Below are 21214 nucleotides of genomic sequence, written 5' to 3'. Positions count from 1 at the left end.
CATTTGTTATAATAATTACAAAAGTAAGTTATTCCGTATAATTTTTAACTTTAAAAGCAATATCAAAAAAATTCTCAAAATAATAGGTAAACTGATAGCTATCTTGCTATTGTTATTCGTCATTGTGGTGTTAGTTTTATCTATTCCTGCGGTTCAAACGCGTTTAGGTAAATCTGCCACTAATTGGGTAAATGAGCAATATAAAACTAATATTAATATAGAAAAGATAGGTTTACAGTTTAATGGAGAGGTTGAGATTAAAGGCGTATTAATTAGAGATTATAAAAAGGATACCTTAATTAGTGCAAGCCAGCTAAATACATCCATAGTTAATTTTAAAAATTTATATAAAGGAAAATTAAATTTTGCAGACATTGATTTAGAAGATTTAATTTTTAATATCGTTACTTATAAGGACGAAACAGATACTAATCTTGATGTTTTTGTTGCTAGATTTGACGACGACAATCCTAGACCAGAAAAAAGCACCTTTTTATTATCCTCTAGTGATGTAACAATTTCTAACGGAACGTTTAATTTTATAAACTATAATAAGGAGACACCACAGATACTAAATTTTCATGGTATAAATTTAAATGGAACCAATTTTGTAATTGATGGTAGTGATGTCAAAACCAGAATAAATACCATGCAATTTGTAGATAGTCGTGGTTTAAAATTAGAAAACCTAACCTCTAATTTTTCGTATACATTATCTCAAATGCGTTTTGACGACTTAAATTTAAAAACACCACAGTCTTATCTGCAAGGAGATTTAATATTTAGTTATAATAGAGCAGATTTTAAAGAGTTTGAAGACAAAGTTAAAGTAGAGGCTAATTTTACAGAAGGAAGCGTTTTATTAGACGAATTAAATGTGTTTTACAACGAATTTGGTATAAACCAAAGAGCAGATTTTTCGACAAAATTATATGGTACACTTAACAATCTAACTGCTCAAAATTTAAAGTTAGAGACCAGTCGAAACACTAAAATTTACGGAACACTTAATTTTAAAAACCTATTTAATGCTGAAGATAATAACTTTGCTATGCAAGGTGATTTTGAAAATTTATCCTCAAATTATAAAGACTTAAAAGCACTGCTGCCTAATGTATTAGGACAATCAATTCCAACCATATTTGATAAGTTAGGAAACTTTAAGGTAGTTGGAAACACTAATATTACAACACAAAAGATAAAAGCAGATCTAGAGATAAGCACTTCTTTAGGTTACGTAAATTCCAATTTAGAAATGTCTAACATTAATAATATTGATTACGCATCCTATAAAGGTAATATTATTTTGGACGAGTTTAATTTGGGTAAAATGTTAGACGATCCCAATTTAGGTAACACCTCGTTAAATGTAGATGTTGATGGTGTTGGTTTTAAAAAAGAAAATTTAAAAACTCAACTAAAAGGTGACATTTACAGTATAAATTATAACAAATATACTTATCAAGGTATTGTAGTTAATGGACAATACAAACAAAGTAAGTTTAATGGTAAATTAGTTGCTAACGACAAAAATTTACAACTAGAGTTTAATGGATTAGCAGATTTATCTAAAAATGTCAGAACCTTTGATTTTGAAGCCAAAGTTGATTATGCCAACTTAAAAGCACTTAATTTTTATAACAGAGACGAACAATCAGAGTTTAAAGGTATAGTGGACATGAAAATGACTGCTAATAATATCGATGATGCAGTTGGTAGTATCAATTTTAAAAATACAGTGTATAAAAATGAGAACGACACCTATACATTTAAGGACTTTGCTATTAGTTCAGAGTTTTTAGACAACGAACGATTTATTAAAGTAAACTCTCCAGAAATTGTCGAAGGACAATTAAAAGGAAACTTTAAATTTAATGACTTAGGGCTACTTTTTGAAAATTCGCTTAAAAGTATCTACACTAATTATGTTCCAAATAAAATTGAAGGTAATCAATATGTAGATTTTAACTTTAAAATTTATAATAAAATAATTGAAGTCTTTTTACCAGAAGTAGAAGTAGGCGCAAACACCTTTATTAAAGGTCGTGTAGAGAGTAACGAAAAAGCATTTAAGCTAACGTTTAAATCTCCTAAGATTAAATTGTTAGACTATTTTGCAGATGCAATTGAGGTGCAAGTGGATAATAATAACCCTTTATTTAACACTTACGTAGAAGTTGATAGCGTATACACCAAGCACTACAGCGTGTCTAAGTTTAATTTAATTAACGTGACTTTAAACGATACTTTGTTTATGAGATCAGAGTTTAAAGGAGGTAAACGTAATGACGATTTTTATAACTTAAGTTTTTATCATACTATCAATAAAGACAACCAATCTGTAGTTGGTTTTAAAAAGAGTGATGTTACTTTTAAAGGTAATAAATGGTATGTAAATGAAGAAAAAAACAAGTTAAATAAAGTAATATTTGACAGAGATTTTAAAGATTTTAAAATTGAGGAGTTAGTTATGAATCATGAAAATGAAGAAATTAAACTAGCCGGAACTATAAAAGACTCAACCTACAAAGACATAAAATTAAATTTTAAAGATGTCGATTTAAATAAAATTGTTCCCGATTTTGATGGTCTTACTTTAGCAGGTAATATTAACGGTAATCTTGATGTTTTACAACAAAACGGAAGCTATTTACCAAATTCTGCAATAACCATTGATAATTTAGAAGTCAACGACACTTTTTTAGGATCTTTTGATGCTAAAATCACAGGTAACGCTACATTATCTAATTACATTGTAGATGCTAAGATTAAGGATGATGACACCAATTCATTTACAGCAAAAGGTAATATAAATATTGCTGCAGATGATGCCTATATCGATGTGGATTTGGATTTCAATAAATTCAGTTTAAAAATACTAAACCCTTTCCTGGAAGGCGTTTTAAGCGATATAAGAGGAGATGTTTTTGGAACAGCTAAAGTGGTAGGTAGTTTAGATAAACCTAATTTTAACGGACAATTAAATATAGATAAAGGTGGTTTAGGTGTGCCTTATTTAAATGTAGATTATGCATTTCAGGATAAAGCTTCTGTTAGTTTAAAAAATCAAAGTTTTATATTTAACACCATAAATATTACAGATACAAAAGAAGACTCAAAAGGTGTTTTAGACGGAAGTATTAGTCATACTAATTTTTCTAAATGGAAATTAGATTTAAATCTAGAAACACAACGATTACTAGTTTTGGATACTAAAGAAACCGAAGAGTCTTTATATTATGGTACAGGATTTATTGGTGGATCAGCCTCAATTTTTGGACCAACCGAGAGTTTAAGCATTAATGTTATTGGTGAAACTAAAAAAGGTACAGTCTTTAAAATACCATTGAATGATAACGAGTCCTTTGGTGATAATTCAATCATTCACTTTTTAAGTCCAGAAGAAAAGCAAGCCAAGAAAGAAGGTATTGTTTTAGAAAATGAGACAGATTCAGGTTTAGATTTAAATTTTGAATTGGATGTAACCGAAGAAGCTGAAATAGAAATATTAATCGATAAAACCTCTGGAAGTACTATTAAAGGTCGTGGTGTTGGTGGTTTATTAATTGAAATAAATACCAATAATAAATTTAATATGTATGGTGACTTTGTGGTTTATGAAGGCGTTTACAACTTCTTTTATGGAGGCGTTATTCAGAAAAAATTTATTGTAGAGCCATATACAAGTACACTAGCATGGAATGGAAAGCCATTAGACGCTATAATAAACATTGAGGCTAAATATTTAACACGTGCTAATCCATCACCATTGTTAGATAGTCCAATTAATAGAAGCATTCCAGTAGAGCTTACTTTAGCTTTATCTGATCGATTAGAAAGACCAGAAATTAACTACCAATTTGACTTTCCAACAACAAGTTCGACAATTAAATCAGAGCTAGATTATAGGCTTGATACAAATGAAGAAAAAGAAAGTCAAGCTTTATTTTTAATTGCAACTGGTGCGTTTAGTAGTGGATTAAACGATATTAATTTTACTGGAACATTAACTGAGCGATTAAATGGATTAGTTAATAACCTGTTATCTAGTGGTGACGGTAAATTTGATATTGGTGTAAATTTTGAAGCTGGAACCAATAACCCAGAATACCAAACAGACAACCGTGTTGGTCTAACATTGCAAACCAAAATATCTGATCGTGTATTAATTAATGGTAAGGTTGGTGTTCCTGTTGGTGGTTTAGGTGATTCTGTAATCGCTGGAGATGTACAAGTAGACTTTTTATTAAACGAGGAAGGTACACTTACCGCAAAAGTGTTTAATCGCGAAAATAGTATCCGTAATTTTGGAGAAGAGATTGGTTACACACAAGGTGTTGGTTTATCTTATAGCGTCTCGTTTGATACTTTTGGCGAATTAATGCGAAAAATTTTCAACCCTTCAAAATTAGACGAAGAGGATAACGAAGGTATTATTTTGGAGGACGAAACTCCAGAAAAAAAATCTGAAAACAATGCTCCCTTTCCTCAAAATATGATTATCAAAGAAGAGGAATAACAGATTATCAATTCTGTATTTTTCTTCATTTAACAGCCTGTATTTTATTAAGTTATTAACGAAAACGTTATAGTTTTGCGCTTATTGCAAAATTTTGTTAAAAGCGATGTCATATATAATATTTGTTTAGTAATTTTACTTTGATAATAAAAAATACATGTCAAAAACCATAAAAAAAATAGCTGTAATGACTTCTGGAGGAGATGCTCCAGGGATGAATGCAGCAATCCGATCTGTAGCTAGAACTTGTGCATACTATAACATAGAATGCGCAGGAATATATCGTGGCTATGAAGGAATGATAGAAGGAGACTTCAAAGAATTAACAGCACGAAACGTAAAGGGTATTATTAATAAAGGTGGTACTGTTTTAAAATCGGCAAGATCAAAAGAGTTTCGTACTAAAGAAGGACGTCAAAAAGCATACAATGCTCTAAAAGAAGCAAACATTGATGCCTTAGTAGTAGTAGGTGGTGATGGTACATTTACAGGAGCCCTAATCTTTAATCAAGAATTTGATTTCCCAGTAATGGGAATACCAGGAACTATAGATAATGATATTTATGGTACATCACATACATTAGGTTATGATACCGCTTTAAATACGGTTGTAGAAGTTATTGATAAGATTAGAGACACAGCAAGTTCTCATAACAGACTATTTTTTGTCGAGGTAATGGGTCGTGACGTTGGGCATATTGCATTAAACGTTGGGGTTGGAGCAGGAGCAGAAGAGATTTTAATCCCTGAAGAGGATTTAGGTTTAGATAGATTGTTAGAGTCTTTAAGACGTAGTAAATTATCTGGTAAATCATCTAGTATTGTAGTCGTAGCTGAAGGTGATAAAATTGGTAAAAATGTTTTTGAACTTAAAGATTACGTTGAAGAAAACATGACAGAATACGAAGTGCGTGTATCTGTATTAGGTCACATGCAACGTGGTGGATCTCCATCATGTTTTGATCGTGTTTTAGCAAGTAGAATGGGTGTTAAGGCAGTAGAAAGTCTTCTAGAAGGTAAATCTAATTATATGGTTGGATTGTTAAGTGATACTATACAATTAACACCTTTAGAACAAGCTGTAAAAGGAAAATCAAAAATTAACGAAGAATTGATACGTGTGTCAGATATCATGACCACATAATATAAACTGATTACAAATAAAAAAAATAATATGTCAACATTAAAATTAGGAATTAACGGATTTGGTAGAATTGGTCGTATCGTATTTAGAGCGACAGTAAAACGTAGTGACGTAGAGGTTGTTGCTATTAACGATTTATTAGATGTAGATCACTTAGCTTACTTATTACAATACGATTCTGTACACGGAAGATTTGATGGTACTATCGAAGTAAAAGACGGAAACCTTGTTGTTGACGGAAAAACGATTCGTATTACAGCAGAAAAAGATCCAAAAAACTTAAAATGGGATCAAGCAGGAGCAGACGTAGTTGCAGAATGTACAGGTATTTTTACAACTTTAGAAACAGCTAACTACCATATTGAAGGTGGTGCTAAAAAAGTAGTAATCTCTGCACCAAGTAAAGATGCACCAATGTTTGTTATGGGTGTAAATGACGATAAATTAACTGCAGCTGATACAATCGTGTCTAACGCGTCTTGTACAACTAATTGTTTAGCGCCAATCGCTAAAGTAATTGAAGATAACTTTGGAATAGAAGAAGCTTTAATGACTACAATTCACGCAGCAACGTCTACACAATTTACTGTGGATGCGCCTTCACGTAAAAATTACCGTTTAGGTCGTAGTGCATTAAATAATATTATTCCAACATCTACAGGAGCTGCAAAAGCAGTAGGAAAAGTAATTCCAGAATTAGATGGTAAATTAACTGGTATGGCTTTTAGAGTACCAACAGTTGATGTATCTGTAGTAGATTTAACGGTTAGAACTAAAAAAGAGACATCTTTAGAAGACATTAAAGCAGCTATGAAAAAAGCTTCGGAAGGTGCTATGAAAGGTGTTTTAGGTTATACTGAAGATGCAGTAGTATCTCAAGATTTTGTTAGCGAAGTGCAAACAAGTGTTTTTGATGCAGATTCTGCTATCGAGTTAAACTCTAAGTTTTTCAAATTAGTATCATGGTATGATAATGAGTTTGGATATTCTAATAAATTAGTTGACTTAGCTCAAAAAATTAATACACTATAATACGTGTAACATTATGTAATTTAAGCACAGTAAATAGATTTTATTAATCTTTTTACTGTGCTTTTTTTTTATCTTACCATAAAAATTTCAAAATATGATTTTAGTTGTTGATAGTGGCTCTACAAAATGTGATTGGATAGCAGTTGATAAAAACGGAAACCAATTATTAGAAAAAATTCGTACTAAAGGTTTAAATCCTGCAATACTAAGCGAAAAGAAAATAAAAAAAATCTTAAAAAATAGTCCTGCATTAAAGGATAACCAAGAGGTTGTAACGCATGTCTTTTTTTATGGAGCTGGTTGTGGTACAGAAAAACCAAGACTAATGTTAAAAGTTATTCTGCAAGAGTTTTTTCCAAATGCAGATGTTTTAGTGGACGAGGATACTATGGCTGCAGTTTATGCAACCATTAATAATCCAACAGAAGCTGCTGTAGTTTGTATTTTAGGGACAGGATCTAATTGTAGTTATTTTGATGGTAATAAAATACACCAACGTGTTAAATCATTAGGTTATAGTATTATGGATGACGCTTCAGGAAACTATTATGGTAAAGAGTTGTTACGCGACTATTACTACAATCATATGCCAGAAGATATCAGAATTGCATTTGCAGATAAGTTTAACCTTGAGGCCGATTATATTAAATACAATTTATACAAACAGCCTAATCCAAATGCCTATTTAGCGCAATTTGCTGAGTTTATGATATTAAACAAAGATTCTAAATATATAGTAGAGTTAATAAAATCAGGAATAAGACGTTTTGCTAAAAATATGATTTTGCAATATAAGGAAGAATTAAAAACGGTTCCTGTACATTTTGCTGGGTCTATAGCGTTTTTCTGTCAAAAAGAAATCAAAGCAGTCGCTGACGAGCTAAATTTTAAAGTTGGAAATTTTGAAAGAAGGCCAATTGAAGGTTTAGTTGCCTTTCATACCAATAATATTAAATAAATGGAGATAGCTATAATTGCACACGATGGTAAAAAAGCTGAAATGGTTCAGTTTTTAAATGAACATAAAAAGATTTTACTTCAAAAAGAAATCTCTTTAATATCCACTGGAACTACTGGTAAAAAAGTTAAAAAAGCAGGTTTTGAAGTGTTAAGGATGTTGTCTGGACCAATGGGAGGAGACGCACAAATAGCAGCTAGAGTAGCAGAGGGCAAATGCCATATGGTATTGTTTTTTAGAGATCCTCTAGAAAAACATCCACATGAGCCTGATGTTTTAATGTTAATGCGACTTTGTGATGTGCACGATGTACCTTTAGCTACAAACTTAGCAACTGCAGAGCTTTTAATTAAAGCTATTTAACAGCAATCATACTAATTTCTACATTAACAAACTTAGGTAGGTTAGCAACTTCTACTGTCTCTCTTGCAGGAGCAGTTTCATCTTTAAAATAAGTACCATACACTTCATTTATTTGTGCAAAGTTATGCATGTCACTTATAAATATTGACGTTTTTATAACGTGCTCAAAAGTCATGTCTGCAGCTTCTAATACTGCTTTCATATTTTCCATGACTTGTTTTGTTTCTGTTTTAATATCATCCATGACAAGCTCTCCTGTCTCAGGATGTAAAGCTATTTGCCCAGAAGTGTATAAAGTATTGCCACTTAAAACTGCTTGATTGTAAGGTCCAATTGGAGCAGGTGCTTTTGATGTTGTAATTATTTTTTTCATAAAAGTAAAAGTGATGTATTAGATAAAAGTTAGTTTATAAACCTTCATCAGGTTTACGACGTTGCTCGTATTTTAAATCTTGTAATATACTAGACTTGATTCCTATAAAGAAATTCCAACGGTTATAAGTACCAAAAGGAACCCAAGTAAAATTCATTCTCCAGCTTAAAAGATCTCTTTGAAAACGTAATTGCGTTAAACCAAAGCCTTTATTTTTAAAATCATAACTTGATGATCCTCCAATAGACCAACGTGGTGCAATATCTAAATCTCCTGAGAACATTAACGAGTGTGATGATATTTCGTTTTGTCGTGCATTATTGGAGTAGTTAATGGCATAGGCTAATCTAAAATTCCAAGGAATTCCATAATTGTAAAGCTCACTTGGTTCTTCCTCTTTATCTTCATCTTTATCATCATCTAAAAATCTAGAGTCCGCAAAATCTTGCGAGACACCAAATAAATCATCATCACGACCACCACTTAATAAGCGTTCGTTTCTTGAATTTTCATTTTCATCTCTAGAAGTACTTAATCCTTTACTATCAAAAGAATAACCCATGGTTAGGTTAGCACTTGTCATTCTAAATAAACTTCCGTTATTATCAATGTTGTACGTATTGATTCTAACATTATTATTATCTAAGGCGTAAGGATCTAAAGTGGCACCAAAGTTTATATTCATTTTATTATTAAACAGTTGTGTTCCTCCTGTAACTCTAATCGGACTCCAGTTTAAAGAGTCACCAGCAACGTTGTAAGAGGTTGAAAAGTTTAGGTTGTTAAGTAATATTATCTTTTTTGGTTCGACTACTGTAGAGTCCTTATCGCGCACCTTAGCTTCAAAGTTATTTGAAACTCCAATTCCAATAGAACTAGAGTAGGTGTTGTTAGGTGTTCCAAAAAGATTGTTTTCAAAACGTGTATATTCTGATTGTGTAGTACCATCAGCATCTATAACTTCTACTGTATCGTAATAATTATCAAATGCAGGATTAATGTTATAACTTATAGATGGTCTGATTACGTGTCTTATTGCTTGTAGTTTTTTACCTTCTTTTTTCTTATCAAAGTTAAACATACCATAAATCGTTGTTCCTAAACTCGTAGAAAAATTATAAGTTCTAAAGCTATCAAAGCCATTAATATCTTCTGTTACAATTTCTTCTTCATCTGCATCATAATATTTGTTAACAGTGTTTAATGTCCAAACTTCGTTAAAGTTTGCACTCGCACTCATACTAAAATATTTAAATACTTTAAAGTTAGTTGATAGTGGAATAGTGTGTTGTGCGCCAATTTTAGCGTCATCAAACATTTCACTTTTAAAGAAAAATTCGTCTGTAGTGGTAATTCTATTTTCTGCTCTTAAATTATATTGGACATTTATATTTTCTAACATCCCTTTTTTTGTACCTTCTTTAGGTGCAAACGGGAAAATACGACCAATACTACCTTGAAAAGTTGGTAAGGTCATGTTAATAGCTCCTGTTTGAGTGTTTTGAGAATGCGATGCAGTCAAGTTTATATTAACCTGAGGCTCACCCAGAAATGTTTTGGAATAAGCAATAGAAGACGCTAGCGTATTATTTTGTGTACTAGGTAAGTTGATTTGGTTTATAGATTGTTGGTAATAATTTTGACTACCTAAGTTAACGTTAGCCGAGAATCTAGCGTTTGGATTAGCTTTTGCATCTTGTTGATGTGACCAACGTAAGTTATAAATAGTTGTTTTTGCATAATCCGGAAAACCACGTTCACTGGTAATTAAGTTTTCATATCTAAAGGCTAGATTACCTCTAAATTTATAACGTCTTGCGTATTTGTTTTCTACTCTTAAACCATAACTACCATTGGTATAATAATCACCTAATAAGGCTAAATCAAAATAATCACTAATAGCAAAATAATACCCACCATTTTGTAAAAAGTACCCACGATTACCATCCTCTCCAAAACTAGGAAAAATAACACCTGACGTTTGCTTTTTGGTTAAAGGAAAAAAGGCAAAAGGTAATCCTATAGGTGTTGGTACATCATAAATAAATAAGTTTGTTAGTCCAGTAATAACTTTACTACCTGGCACTAATTTACCTGTTCTAATTAAAAAGTAGTATTCTGGATCTTCTAAATCTTCAGCAGTTGTAAACTTTGCGTTTTTTAAATAATAAACCGAGTCATTTACTTTTTTGGTAGTTTCTGTTATTAATGTACCACCATTTTGTTCGGTAACCGAATTATATATTAACCCTTGTTTAGTAACCGTATTAAATACAATAGAATCTGGTTCTATTACATTTTCGCCTTGTTTAAATACAGGTCGCTGTTTGTAAAGTTTAGTAGAATCGTCAATAATACCTTTGGCATAAATTAAATCTTTATCAAAATCTAAAATAATATGACCAGCAGTCACTTCCATATCTTCATAAAGCACTTCAGCTTCGTTATAAAGATGCATTTTGGATTCCTTTTTCTTATAAGACATGTAATCCGTAGCTTTATAGGAAACAGTACTAGATAGTAAAGGTTTGACTTTTATGGTGTCTACAGTAGTGCTATCACTAGCTTTTTCTGACAGTAAAGGAATATCTTTGTCAGTTTTTGTAGTGTCAATTATTGTATTGACTTGTAATTCGGTTGTTTTTACTGCAGGTAAATCAACGCCCTTTTTAGGGATTTCTCCTTGCGCAAAGCCTAGAGTGTTAATAAACACTGTAAAACTCAAAGTAAAAAGTATGTTAAGACTATGTGTACGCAACGCTTTTAAATGTATTTTTGTAAAAGTATGGCTTGGTATTTGAATTGACAAAACTACATATATTTTTTTGTGAATGTTTTAATATTCGTTAAAATTTATAAATCATACTAAACGCAAAATAAATTGGTTATAACATCTATGCAAACGAACATTTTTAAACTTATAGTATCCTTTATAATAGTATTAACATTTAATAGCTTTCAAACTAGTCTTGCACAAGGTAGTAATGGTAAGTTTATTGTTGTTTTAGACGCTGGTCATGGTGGTAAAGATCCAGGAAAACATGCTAAAACAGGTTTGAAAGAAAAAGATATTGCCTTAAATATTGTGTTAAGTGTTGGAAAAATATTGGAAAAAAATCCTGACATAAAAGTGGTGTATACTAGAAAAACTGATGTTTTTGTAGATTTATTTAAAAGAGGAAAGATAGCTAATGATGCCAATGCAGACCTTTTTGTATCCATACACTGTAATGCTCATAATACGCAAGCTTCAGGATCCGAAACTTATGTTTTAGGAATACATCGTAATAAAACTAATTTTGAAGTTGCTAAAGCAGAAAACGAAGTAGTTTACTTAGAAGAAAATTATAAAGAAAACTATAATGGTTTTGATCCAAACTCACCAGAATCTTTTATTGGGTTATCTTTAATGCAAGAAGAATATTTAGATCAAAGTATAAAATTGGCCTCTTTAATTCAAAGTTCTTTCACTAATAAATTGAAAAGAAAAAACAGAGGAGTAAAGCAAGCTGGATTTATAGTTTTACATCAAACGGTTATGCCAAGTGTATTGGTAGAGACTGGTTTTATTACTAATACAGCGGAAGGTGCTTATTTAAACTCGGCTAAAGGACAAAAAGATTTATCTAAATCTATATCTGATGCAATTTTGGATTATAAAACCGAAATTGATAAAAATGTAGGTAGTATTGTAATGGAAGCACCTATTGTGGACACTATTTCAACAGAAGAAAAAACAATTAAAAATACCGTTTTTAAAATTCAAATAGCAGCAAGCTCAAAATCTTTAGAGCCTAAAGCCTATAATTTTAAAGGATTGCAAGATATTTCTAGAGAAAAATCAGGAGGTCTTTATAAATATTATTACGGTTATACTTCGGACTATAATAAGATTCAAAAACTACAAATAGAAGCTAAAAATAAAGGTTATAAGGACGCTTATATTGTTGCTTTTAAAGATGGTAAACAAATCAAACTTTCAGAAGCATTAAAAACCGAGTCTAATTAGACCCATTCTTTTATAATTATTTTCTAATTTTGTTACCAATCTAAATTTCATATCTTGAAACTATCACTAGAAGTTAAAACAGCCATATTAGTTATTCTTGGAATAATATTTTTCATTTTTGGATTTAGTTATCTAAAAGGGAATAATATATTTGATTCTAACAATACATATTATACAGAGTTTGATTATAACTCATTAGCAGTATCTGCTCCAGTAACTATAAAAGGGAATACGGTAGGTAAGGTTAAAGAAATCAAATATGATTTTGAAACCGGTAAAACAAGAGTCGCTTTCTCGGTAGACAAACAATTACAGTTTTCTAAAAACAGTAAAATTAGTATGTACCAAACAGGTTTAATGGGTGGTAATGCATTGGCAATAAAACCTGCAGAAGACAATCAAATGGCTAAGGATGGCGATTTAATCCAATCAGACGTAGAGGAAGGTTTAGTAACTAGCCTTACCAGTGATTTCTCTCAATTAAGTACTAACCTTGACGGAACGTTAAAAACGGTAGATACATTAATGGGTAATCTTAATGGTTTAATTGCAGACAAATCTGAAAATGGATTACAAAATACGTTAGCCGAATTAAATGCTACCTTAAAATCTTACAAAGGATTAGCGTATTCGATTAACTCTGTAGTTAAAAAAAATGACGAAAACATAACTACAATGGTGGATAACTTTAATCAAACTAGTGGCAATCTAAACCAGATGAGCCAAAAGTTAAACCAAGTAGATATAGCAAAAACGGTTGAAGATTTGCAAGCAACCTTAGCAAGCGTAAATACCATGATGGCAAACGTTAAAAACGGAGAAGGATCACTGGGTAAACTACTTAAAGACGATGGCTTGTATACAAACCTAGAAGGTGCAGCATTACAAATGGAGCAACTTTTAGAGGACATGAAACTAAACCCTAAACGTTACGTACACTTTTCATTATTTGGTAAAAAGCCAAAACAATACGATGCAGAAGGAAACGAGCTTAAAGATTAATACAAAATAAAACTAACTAAACTAACCCTATGGAATACATACCTAACATAATTTTTGCAATAATACTTTTTGCAGGTATTGGTTACTTTGCAAACAATGTAAAAAAATTAGTCAGAAACATAAAACTAGGTAAAGACGTTGACGTATCAGACAATAAACCACAACGTTGGAAAAACATGGCATACATTGCTTTAGGACAAAGCAAAATGGTTAAACGTCCTATTTCTGGATTTTTACATGTTATTGTTTACGTAGGATTTGTAATAATAAACATCGAAGTTTTAGAAATTATAATCGATGGTTTATTTGGTACACACAGGATTGGTCATAGCTTACTTCCAGAAGCACTTTACGGTTTTTTAATAGGAAGTTTTGAGATATTGGCAGTACTAGTATTAGTAGCAGTTGTTATCTTTTGGACGCGACGTAACATTATTAAACTAAAACGTTTCATGAAGTCAGAGATGAAAGGTTGGCCTAAATCTGATGGTAATATTATATTGTATTTTGAAGTCGTATTAATGTGTCTATTTTTAGTGATGAATGCAACAGACACAGTCTTTCAAGACTATAATTCTGGTAACGTAATCAGTCAATTTATAGCACCATTATTTAGTGGATTATCAGAAGCAGCATTACATACTATAGAGCGTGCAGCATGGTGGATTCACATAGTAGGTATTTTAGTATTTTTAAACTACCTATATTTTTCTAAGCATTTACATATCCTTTTGGCATTTCCAAACACATATTACGGTAAGCTTACACCAAAAGGACAATTTAAAAACAATGCAACAGTAACTAAAGAGGTTAAGTTAATGATGGATCCAAACGTAGATCCATTTGCAGCACCTGCAGAAGGTACAGAAGCAGCAATGCCAGAAAAATTTGGAGCAAGTGACGTACAAGATTTATCATGGGTAAACCTTTTAAATGCCTACACGTGTACAGAATGTGGACGTTGTACAAGTGAGTGTCCAGCAAACCTAACAGGTAAAAAGCTATCACCACGTAAAATAATGATGGATACCAGAGACCGTCTGGAAGAAGTAGGTAAAAATATAGATGCCAATAAAGGGACGTTTGTAGACGACGGTAAACAATTATTAGGCAACTATATTACAACCGAAGAGCTTTGGGCTTGTACAAGTTGTAACGCCTGTGTAGAGGCGTGTCCAGTTAGTATTGATCCATTAAACATTATCATGGAAATGCGTCAATACTTAGTAATGGAGCAAAGTGCTGCACCAACCGAGTTAAATAACATGATGACCAATATAGAAAACAATGGTGCACCTTGGCCTTACAACCAAATGGACCGTTTAAACTGGAAAGACGAGTAGTATAATTTGGGCGTTACCACAAGGGTCGCGCTATCCATTATATCTTTTTTTGCCATATATGGCAGCAAAAAAAGGATGTCATTACTATCGCTAACGCAAACCACAACATGAGTTTTATATTAAAAATACCATCAAAAACAAGACTAATAGTTGGCATTATAGCTACAACTTTAGCTGTGTTATCATTCTTAATTTTAGATAAATATAAGGTTGGTTTTTTAGGTGGATTAATATCAGGAATGCTTTTAGGGATGGGTATTGGTTTAATAGTAACATATAAAAAAACACAACTTATATAATTGAAGTACAGAGTTTTAATATTACTAATCAGTAGTTTTAGTTTAATACAACTAAACGCACAAGATTATAAAAAAGATTCACTTCAATTTAAAATTATAACACAAATAAAATACAAGTCTGGAGCAGTACAAGACATAAAACTTAAAAAAGTATTATGCGACTATTGTACAGACAAACAAACAAAACAATTAGGGTTACAAGCACTAAAGTTAGCAAGCTTAGAGCAAAACGATCCAAAAAATAAAAAGGAAAACGGAATTAAGATTTTATCCATTTACATAAGATTAGCTAAAACCGATTTTTCAGCAATTAAATAAAACAGATTATGAGCGAACAACTTATAGTGCCAACTATGGCAGAAATGATGAGCCAAGGTAAAACTCCAGATATTTTATTCTGGGTTGGATCAGCAGGAAGTTATGACGACAGAGCTAAAAAAATCACCAAAGCTTTTGTAAAAATATTAAACAAAGCAAAAGTAAATTTTGCAGTATTAGGTACAGAAGAGAGCTCAACAGGTGATATCGCAAAACGTGCAGGAAACGAGTTTTTGTTTCAAATGCAAGCCATGATGAATATTGAGTTACTTAACTCATATAACGTAAAACGTATTGTAACCTGCGATCCGCATTCATTTAATTGTTTAAAAAACGAATATCCAGAATTAGGAGGTAATTACGAGGTGTTACACCACACACAATTTATCAAACAATTAATAGACAATAAAGTTATTCAAATAGAGAATAGCAACTTTAATGGTAAACGTATCACGTTTCATGATCCATGTTATTTAGGTCGTGCAAATTCAGAATATTTAGCACCAAGAGACGTGTTATCTGTATTAAACGCAAATTTAATCGAGATGAAACGAAACAAATCTACAGCATTATGTTGTGGTGCAGGAGGTGCGCAGATGTTTAAAGAGCCAGAAAAAGGAGATAAAGATATTAATGAGTTAAGAACAGAAGATGCTTTAGAGACTAATCCAGATATAATCGCTACGGGTTGTCCTTACTGTATGACCATGATGTCTGATGGTGTAAAAGTTAAAGAAAAAGAAAACACAATTAAGGTTATGGATATTGCCGAGCTAATTGCTAACGCACAGGACCTATAATGGATATCAAAAAATTTATACTTGCAGGTTTAATCTCAGGAATTGTGTTTGCTTTATTAATGGCTGGATGGGATTATTATAAAGAGGTGCCTTTTTCGGTTTTAAAATTTGTAATTCATTTTGTGTTATTTGCATTGTTTAATGGCTACATGTCTTACAGAACAGAAAAAAAGAAATTAAATAATAAGTAGCATTTAGTCGCTTTTTAATAGCAGTTTAATAATGACCAACGAGATATTTCTTCTAAACATATCAGGACCAGATAAACCAGGTTTAACCTCCAGTTTAACTAACGTTTTATCGCAATATGGTGCTAAAATTTTAGATATTGGTCAGGCTAATATACACGATACGTTGTCATTGGGTTTTATGTTTGAGATAGAATCTGGTAACAACTCAGCAGCAGTTTTAAAAGATCTATTATTTAAAGCTTATGAGTTAGGTGTCAAAGCTAAATTTACACCAATATCTTTAGAGGATTACGAAAAATGGGTAGGTCTACAAGGTAAGGATAGATACATTATTACCATTTTAGGAGAAAAACTAACAGCAGAACAAATATCTGAGGTAACTAAAGTGATTTCAGAAAAAAACCTAAATATTGATGCTATTAAGCGATTAACTGGACGTACTTCATTAATTAAAGAAGAAGAATACCCAAGAGCATCCATACAACTATCCATTAGAGGTAAAATTGAAAACAAAGCAGAGTTTACAGAAAAATTTATGCAAATTTCTCATGATTTGGATGTCGATATAGCGTTTCAAGAAGATAACATTTATAGACGTAACAGACGTTTGGTGTGTTTTGATATGGACTCAACATTAATACAAACCGAAGTTATTGATGAGCTAGCAGAGCTAGCAGGAGTAGGAGCAGAAGTAAAGGCAATTACAGAGTCTGCTATGCAAGGCGAAATTGATTTCAACGAAAGTTTTAAACAACGCATGCAATTATTAAAAGGGTTAAGTGAAGACGTATTACATGACGTAGCAATCAACTTACCAATTACTAAAGGTGCAAGACGTTTAATAGATACTTTAAAAAAATACGGTTTTAAAACAGCAATTTTGTCTGGTGGTTTTACTTACTTTGGACACTATTTGCAAAAAGAATTAGGTATTGATTATGTATACGCTAATCAATTAGAAATAAAAGATGGTTTACTTACTGGTGGCTATCTTGGAGAGATTGTAGATGGTAATAAAAAAGCCGAATATTTACAAGATATAGCTAATAAAGAAGGCATAGATATTAGTCAAACCATTGCAGTTGGAGATGGAGCTAATGATTTGCCTATGCTAAATTTAGCAGGTTTAGGGATTGCATTTCATGCCAAACCAAAAGTAAAAAATAATGCACAAAGTGCTATTTCTAGTATAGGATTAGATGGTGTATTATATTTATTAGGATACCACGACAGACATATAGATTTAATAGAATAACGATAATTATAACATGTTAGTAGATTTTAGCACATTACCAGAAACATCAAGAGTATGGATTTATCAATCTAATCGCTCATTTTCGGATACCGAATTAGAAGAGATAAAAGCTAAGTTAGATATTTTTATCGAAAGTTGGACTGCTCATGGTAGCGACTTAAAAGCTGGCTATGACATTAGATATAAGCGTTTTATAATTTTAGCTTTAGACCAAGAGGTAAATAAAGCAACAGGTTGTAGTATTGATGCTTCTGTCACGTTTATTCAGCAATTAGAAAAAGAATACAATGTAGACTTGTTAGACAAAATGAATGTGTCTTACAAGCAAGGCGAATTTGTGGCGCACAAAACATTAACCGATTTTAGAAAAATGGCTAAACAAAAAGCGGTATCTAAAAATACAATTGTATTTAATAACTTAGTTACTAACATTGAAGAGTTAAACGAAAGTTGGGAAGTACCAGCTAGCGAAAGTTGGCATAACAGATTTTTAAATTAATAGCTATTAAAAAAAGCTTACGTTATTTGGGATTAACGGTTTATAATTAGGTAATAAATCTATCTTAAAGTCCTTTAATAATAGGGATAAATATACTAATTTGGCATAGTTTTTAGTTGTACATTAAAGTGTAACTATAATAGTCAATTTCAGTATATGCAATATTTAAAATCCCTCGTCTTATTTTTATGTTTTACTTGTGTCATGGTTGCACAAGATACGCCTAACCCTTTATTAGATAAAAACCCTGTAGCCCAACAACAATGGGTTGACAGCTTGTATAATAATATGTCTTTAGAAGAAAAAATAGGACAATTATATATGGTTCAGGTGTTTTCTAGTCAATCAGAACAAGAAAAAACTAATATTGTAAATTTAATTAGAGACAACAAAATTGGAGGATTAATTTACTCAAAAGGAGGTCCTGTTAGACAAGCAAAACTTAATAATGAGTTGCAAGCTGCTGCTAAAATACCATTGTTAATTGGTATGGATGCAGAATGGGGTTTGAGCATGCGATTAGATTCTACTTATGCTTTTCCTTGGAATATGACGCTTGGTGCTGTTAAAAACAATCAGTTAATAGAGCAAACTGGACGTCAGTTAGGTGAACATTGTAAGCGTATTGGTGTACATTTTAATTTTGCTCCTGTTGTAGATATTAACACTAATCCAAATAATCCTATTATTGGTAACAGATCTTTTGGAGAAGATAGAGATAACGTTACAGATAAGGCATTAGCCTTTATGAAAGGGATGCAGAGTACTGGTGTTTTAGCAAACGCAAAACATTTTCCTGGTCATGGAGATACGGAAGCAGATTCGCATAAAACACTACCAACAGTTAGTTTTGATGAAAAACGTATTGATTCGGTTGAGTTATATCCTTATAAAAAGCTAATAAAAGAAGGTTTGTCTAGTGTTATGGTAGCTCACCTTAATATACCAAGTCTAGAACCTAGAGATGGATACCCTTCAACGTTATCAGAAAACATAGTGACGTCAATTTTAAAAGAGCGTTTAGGTTTTAAAGGCTTAATTTTTACAGATGCATTAACCATGAAAGGAGCTTCTAGTTTTAGTGCTCCTGGAGATATCGATTTAGCAGCTTTTAAAGCTGGTAATGACGTTATGCTTATGTCTGGAGATGTTCCTACTGCTATAAATAAATTTATTGAGGCTTATAATGCAAATGAAATTACAGAAGCGCGATTAGCACATTCTGTTAAAAAGATTTTAATGGCTAAATACAAAGTAGGGTTAAATGACTACAAGCCAATTGGAACGTATAATTTAGTTTCTGATTTAAACAGAATTAAAGATGATGCGTTGTATGAAATACTAATGGAAAATGCAATTACCATAGCAAGAGATACAACTAATCAGTTACCTTTTAGAAATCTTGAAACTAAAAAAATTGCTTATGTTAGCTTAGGAGATGATTCCGGAAGTACGTTTTATCAAGAGTTAAAAAAATACACTAAAGTTCATGAAATTGCTGCAGATAATTTAGATGAGCTTATTACAAAGCTTCAATCTTATAATACCGTTATCGTTGGTTTTCATAAGTCCAATGACAGTCCATGGAAAGATTATAAATTTACAAATAAAGAGCTAGTTTGGTTGCAAGAAATAGCTAGAACTAATAATGTTATTCTAGATATATTTGCTAAGCCATACGCCTTATTAGATTTAAGTACAGTAACAAATATAGAAAGCGTTATTGTGAGTTATCAAAATAGTAAAATAGCTCAAGAAAAATCGGCTCAATTAATATTTGGAGCTATTCCTGCAAAAGGAAACTTACCAGTTTCTGCGGGTGAGTTTTTTAACGTTGGTGATGGTAAGCAAGCCAATTCTTTAGAGCGTTTGGGATATTCAATACCAGAGCGAGTTGGCATGTCTAGTTATGCACTTAAAAAAATTGACTCGATTGCCAACTATGCAGTCAATGGTAAAATGACACCAGGAATACAATTAGTTATTGCTAGAAAAGGTAAAGTGATTTATAATAAAACCTTTGGTAAACATACTTATGAAGGTTCGACTAAAGTAGAATCTGATGATATTTATGACATTGCGTCTTTAACTAAAATTGTAGCTACATTACCTTTATTAATGGAGTTAGAAGAGCAAGGTATTGTGTCTTTAGATACTAAACTTTCAGAGATTATACCGTCTTATAAAAATTCAAATAAAAAAAATGTGACTTTAAAAAAGATGTTGTCACATTACGCCCAATTAAAACCATGGATTCCTTTTTATTATAAAACTTTAGATCCAGAAACTAGCAAACCTTCGGCTAAATATTATAGAAAAACTAGAAGTAAGGGATTTACAGTAAAGGTTGCTCCAGAACTTTACATGAGAGATGACTATAAAGATTCCATTAATACTATTATTAAAGATACAGAGCTATTATCAAGATTAAAATATCGCTATAGTGATTTGCCTTATTATATTTTAAAGCAATATATAGAATCTCATTATAGTAAACGTTTAGATGAGTTAACTACAGATCATTTTTATAAATCATTAGGTGCTAATAATACAATGTATAATCCTTACGATAAAATTAGTGACACTAAAATTGTACCTTCAGAGAATGATGATTATTACCGTTACCAAACTGTACAAGGTTACGTGCACGATATGGGAGCTGCAATGCAAGATGGTGTTGGTGGTCATGCAGGCGTATTTAGTAATGCTAATGATATTGCTAAGATTATGCAGTTGTATTTACAAAAAGGATTTTATGGTGGTAAACGTTATTTTAAAAATGAAACCTTAGATAAGTTTAATACCTGTTATTATTGCGAAAGTAACAATAGAAGAGGTATTGGATTTGATAAGCCACAATTAGGAGACGCTGGACCAACTTGCGGTTGTGTAAGTATGACTAGCTTTGGTCATTCAGGATTTACAGGGACTTATGCTTGGGCAGATCCGGAACAAGAAATTGTGTATGTATTTATGGCTAATAGGACCTATCCAACGTCTAAAGGACCAAATACATTATTAAGAGAAGATATTAGAACCAATATTCAGGCAGCAATTTACGAAGCTATTATAGATTAAATTGTAAAGTTATCTGAATTATATAGACCAA

The 21214-nt window shown here is 31.6% G+C and carries 17 protein-coding genes; 15 read left to right on the top strand and 2 right to left on the bottom strand.

Annotated features, from left to right (window positions below; all coding sequences use genetic code 11):
• Positions 1-103 precede the first annotated feature (103 nt).
• From WNY60_RS02765 to WNY60_RS02745, 5 genes are all read left to right on the top strand, one after another.
• Positions 104-4519 carry a translocation/assembly module TamB domain-containing protein gene (locus WNY60_RS02765; protein WP_342861454.1) on the top strand — a complete coding sequence of 1472 codons (4416 nt, stop codon included), beginning with the start codon at positions 104-106 and terminating at the stop codon, positions 4517-4519.
• Between the two features lie 157 nt (positions 4520-4676).
• Complete coding sequence (gene pfkA, locus WNY60_RS02760; protein ID WP_145001615.1) at positions 4677-5663, top strand: 6-phosphofructokinase; 987 nt, start codon at positions 4677-4679, stop codon at positions 5661-5663.
• Positions 5664-5693: 30 nt separating this feature from the next.
• The gene (gene gap / locus WNY60_RS02755) at positions 5694-6695 is read left to right on the top strand and encodes a type I glyceraldehyde-3-phosphate dehydrogenase (protein ID WP_145001616.1); all 1002 of its coding nucleotides are present in this window, start codon (positions 5694-5696) and stop codon (positions 6693-6695) included.
• Between the two features lie 94 nt (positions 6696-6789).
• Positions 6790-7653: an N-acetylglucosamine kinase gene (locus WNY60_RS02750; protein WP_342861453.1), complete on the top strand. Its 864-nt coding sequence runs from the start codon at positions 6790-6792 to the stop codon at positions 7651-7653.
• Positions 7654-8016 carry a methylglyoxal synthase gene (locus WNY60_RS02745; protein ID WP_145001618.1) on the top strand — a complete coding sequence of 121 codons (363 nt, stop codon included), beginning with the start codon at positions 7654-7656 and terminating at the stop codon, positions 8014-8016. It begins immediately after the preceding gene.
• Here WNY60_RS02745 and WNY60_RS02740 read toward each other — a convergent pair.
• A complete protein-coding gene (locus WNY60_RS02740) occupies positions 8009-8389 on the bottom strand; it encodes a RidA family protein (protein WP_145001619.1) in 381 nt (126 codons plus the stop codon). The two genes, WNY60_RS02745 and WNY60_RS02740, sit on opposite strands and share 8 nt — an antisense overlap.
• Before the next feature lie 34 nt (positions 8390-8423).
• On the bottom strand, positions 8424-11198 hold the full coding sequence (locus tag WNY60_RS02735) for a putative LPS assembly protein LptD (protein WP_342861451.1): 2775 nt from the start codon (positions 11196-11198) through the stop codon (positions 8424-8426).
• Positions 11199-11285: 87 nt separating this feature from the next.
• Between WNY60_RS02735 and WNY60_RS02730 the strand changes: the two genes are divergently transcribed.
• The 10 genes from WNY60_RS02730 to WNY60_RS02685 all read left to right on the top strand — a co-directional run bounded on the left by WNY60_RS02730 (position 11286) and on the right by WNY60_RS02685 (position 21183).
• Entirely contained in the window at positions 11286-12398 is a 1113-nt protein-coding gene (locus WNY60_RS02730; RefSeq protein WP_145001621.1) for an N-acetylmuramoyl-L-alanine amidase, read from the top strand.
• 54 nt (positions 12399-12452) lie between these two features.
• Positions 12453-13400 (top strand): MlaD family protein, encoded by a 948-nt coding sequence (locus tag WNY60_RS02725; RefSeq protein WP_339874162.1) that lies wholly within the window; start codon positions 12453-12455, stop codon positions 13398-13400.
• Positions 13401-13429: 29 nt separating this feature from the next.
• Complete coding sequence (locus WNY60_RS02720; RefSeq protein ID WP_342861450.1) at positions 13430-14743, top strand: (Fe-S)-binding protein; 1314 nt, start codon at positions 13430-13432, stop codon at positions 14741-14743.
• Positions 14744-14850: 107 nt separating this feature from the next.
• Positions 14851-15042 (top strand): hypothetical protein, encoded by a 192-nt coding sequence (locus tag WNY60_RS02715; protein ID WP_342861449.1) that lies wholly within the window; start codon positions 14851-14853, stop codon positions 15040-15042.
• Positions 15043-15360, top strand: coding sequence for a hypothetical protein (locus WNY60_RS02710; RefSeq protein ID WP_342861448.1), 318 nt, complete (start codon positions 15043-15045; stop codon positions 15358-15360).
• An 8-nt stretch (positions 15361-15368) separates the two neighbouring features.
• Positions 15369-16160 (top strand): (Fe-S)-binding protein, encoded by a 792-nt coding sequence (locus tag WNY60_RS02705; protein ID WP_145001625.1) that lies wholly within the window; start codon positions 15369-15371, stop codon positions 16158-16160.
• Positions 16160-16351: a hypothetical protein gene (locus WNY60_RS02700; RefSeq protein WP_099569285.1), complete on the top strand. Its 192-nt coding sequence runs from the start codon at positions 16160-16162 to the stop codon at positions 16349-16351. The genes WNY60_RS02705 and WNY60_RS02700 overlap by 1 nt, the downstream gene beginning before the upstream one ends.
• Positions 16352-16382: 31 nt before the next feature.
• Entirely contained in the window at positions 16383-17606 is a 1224-nt protein-coding gene (serB, locus tag WNY60_RS02695) for a phosphoserine phosphatase SerB (protein ID WP_145001627.1), read from the top strand.
• Positions 17607-17619: 13 nt separating this feature from the next.
• The gene (locus WNY60_RS02690) at positions 17620-18105 is read left to right on the top strand and encodes an ABC transporter ATPase (RefSeq protein WP_339807696.1); all 486 of its coding nucleotides are present in this window, start codon (positions 17620-17622) and stop codon (positions 18103-18105) included.
• A 156-nt stretch (positions 18106-18261) separates the two neighbouring features.
• Entirely contained in the window at positions 18262-21183 is a 2922-nt protein-coding gene (locus tag WNY60_RS02685) for a glycoside hydrolase family 3 N-terminal domain-containing protein (RefSeq protein WP_342861446.1), read from the top strand.
• The last annotated feature ends 31 nt before the right edge of the window (positions 21184-21214 follow it).

The organism is Olleya sp. AS48, assembly GCF_038900355.1.
In the GTDB taxonomy this organism is placed as follows: domain Bacteria; phylum Bacteroidota; class Bacteroidia; order Flavobacteriales; family Flavobacteriaceae; genus Olleya.
The sequence above is the reverse complement of the archived record's forward strand: the minus strand, read 5'-3'. Positions and strand labels throughout refer to the sequence as shown.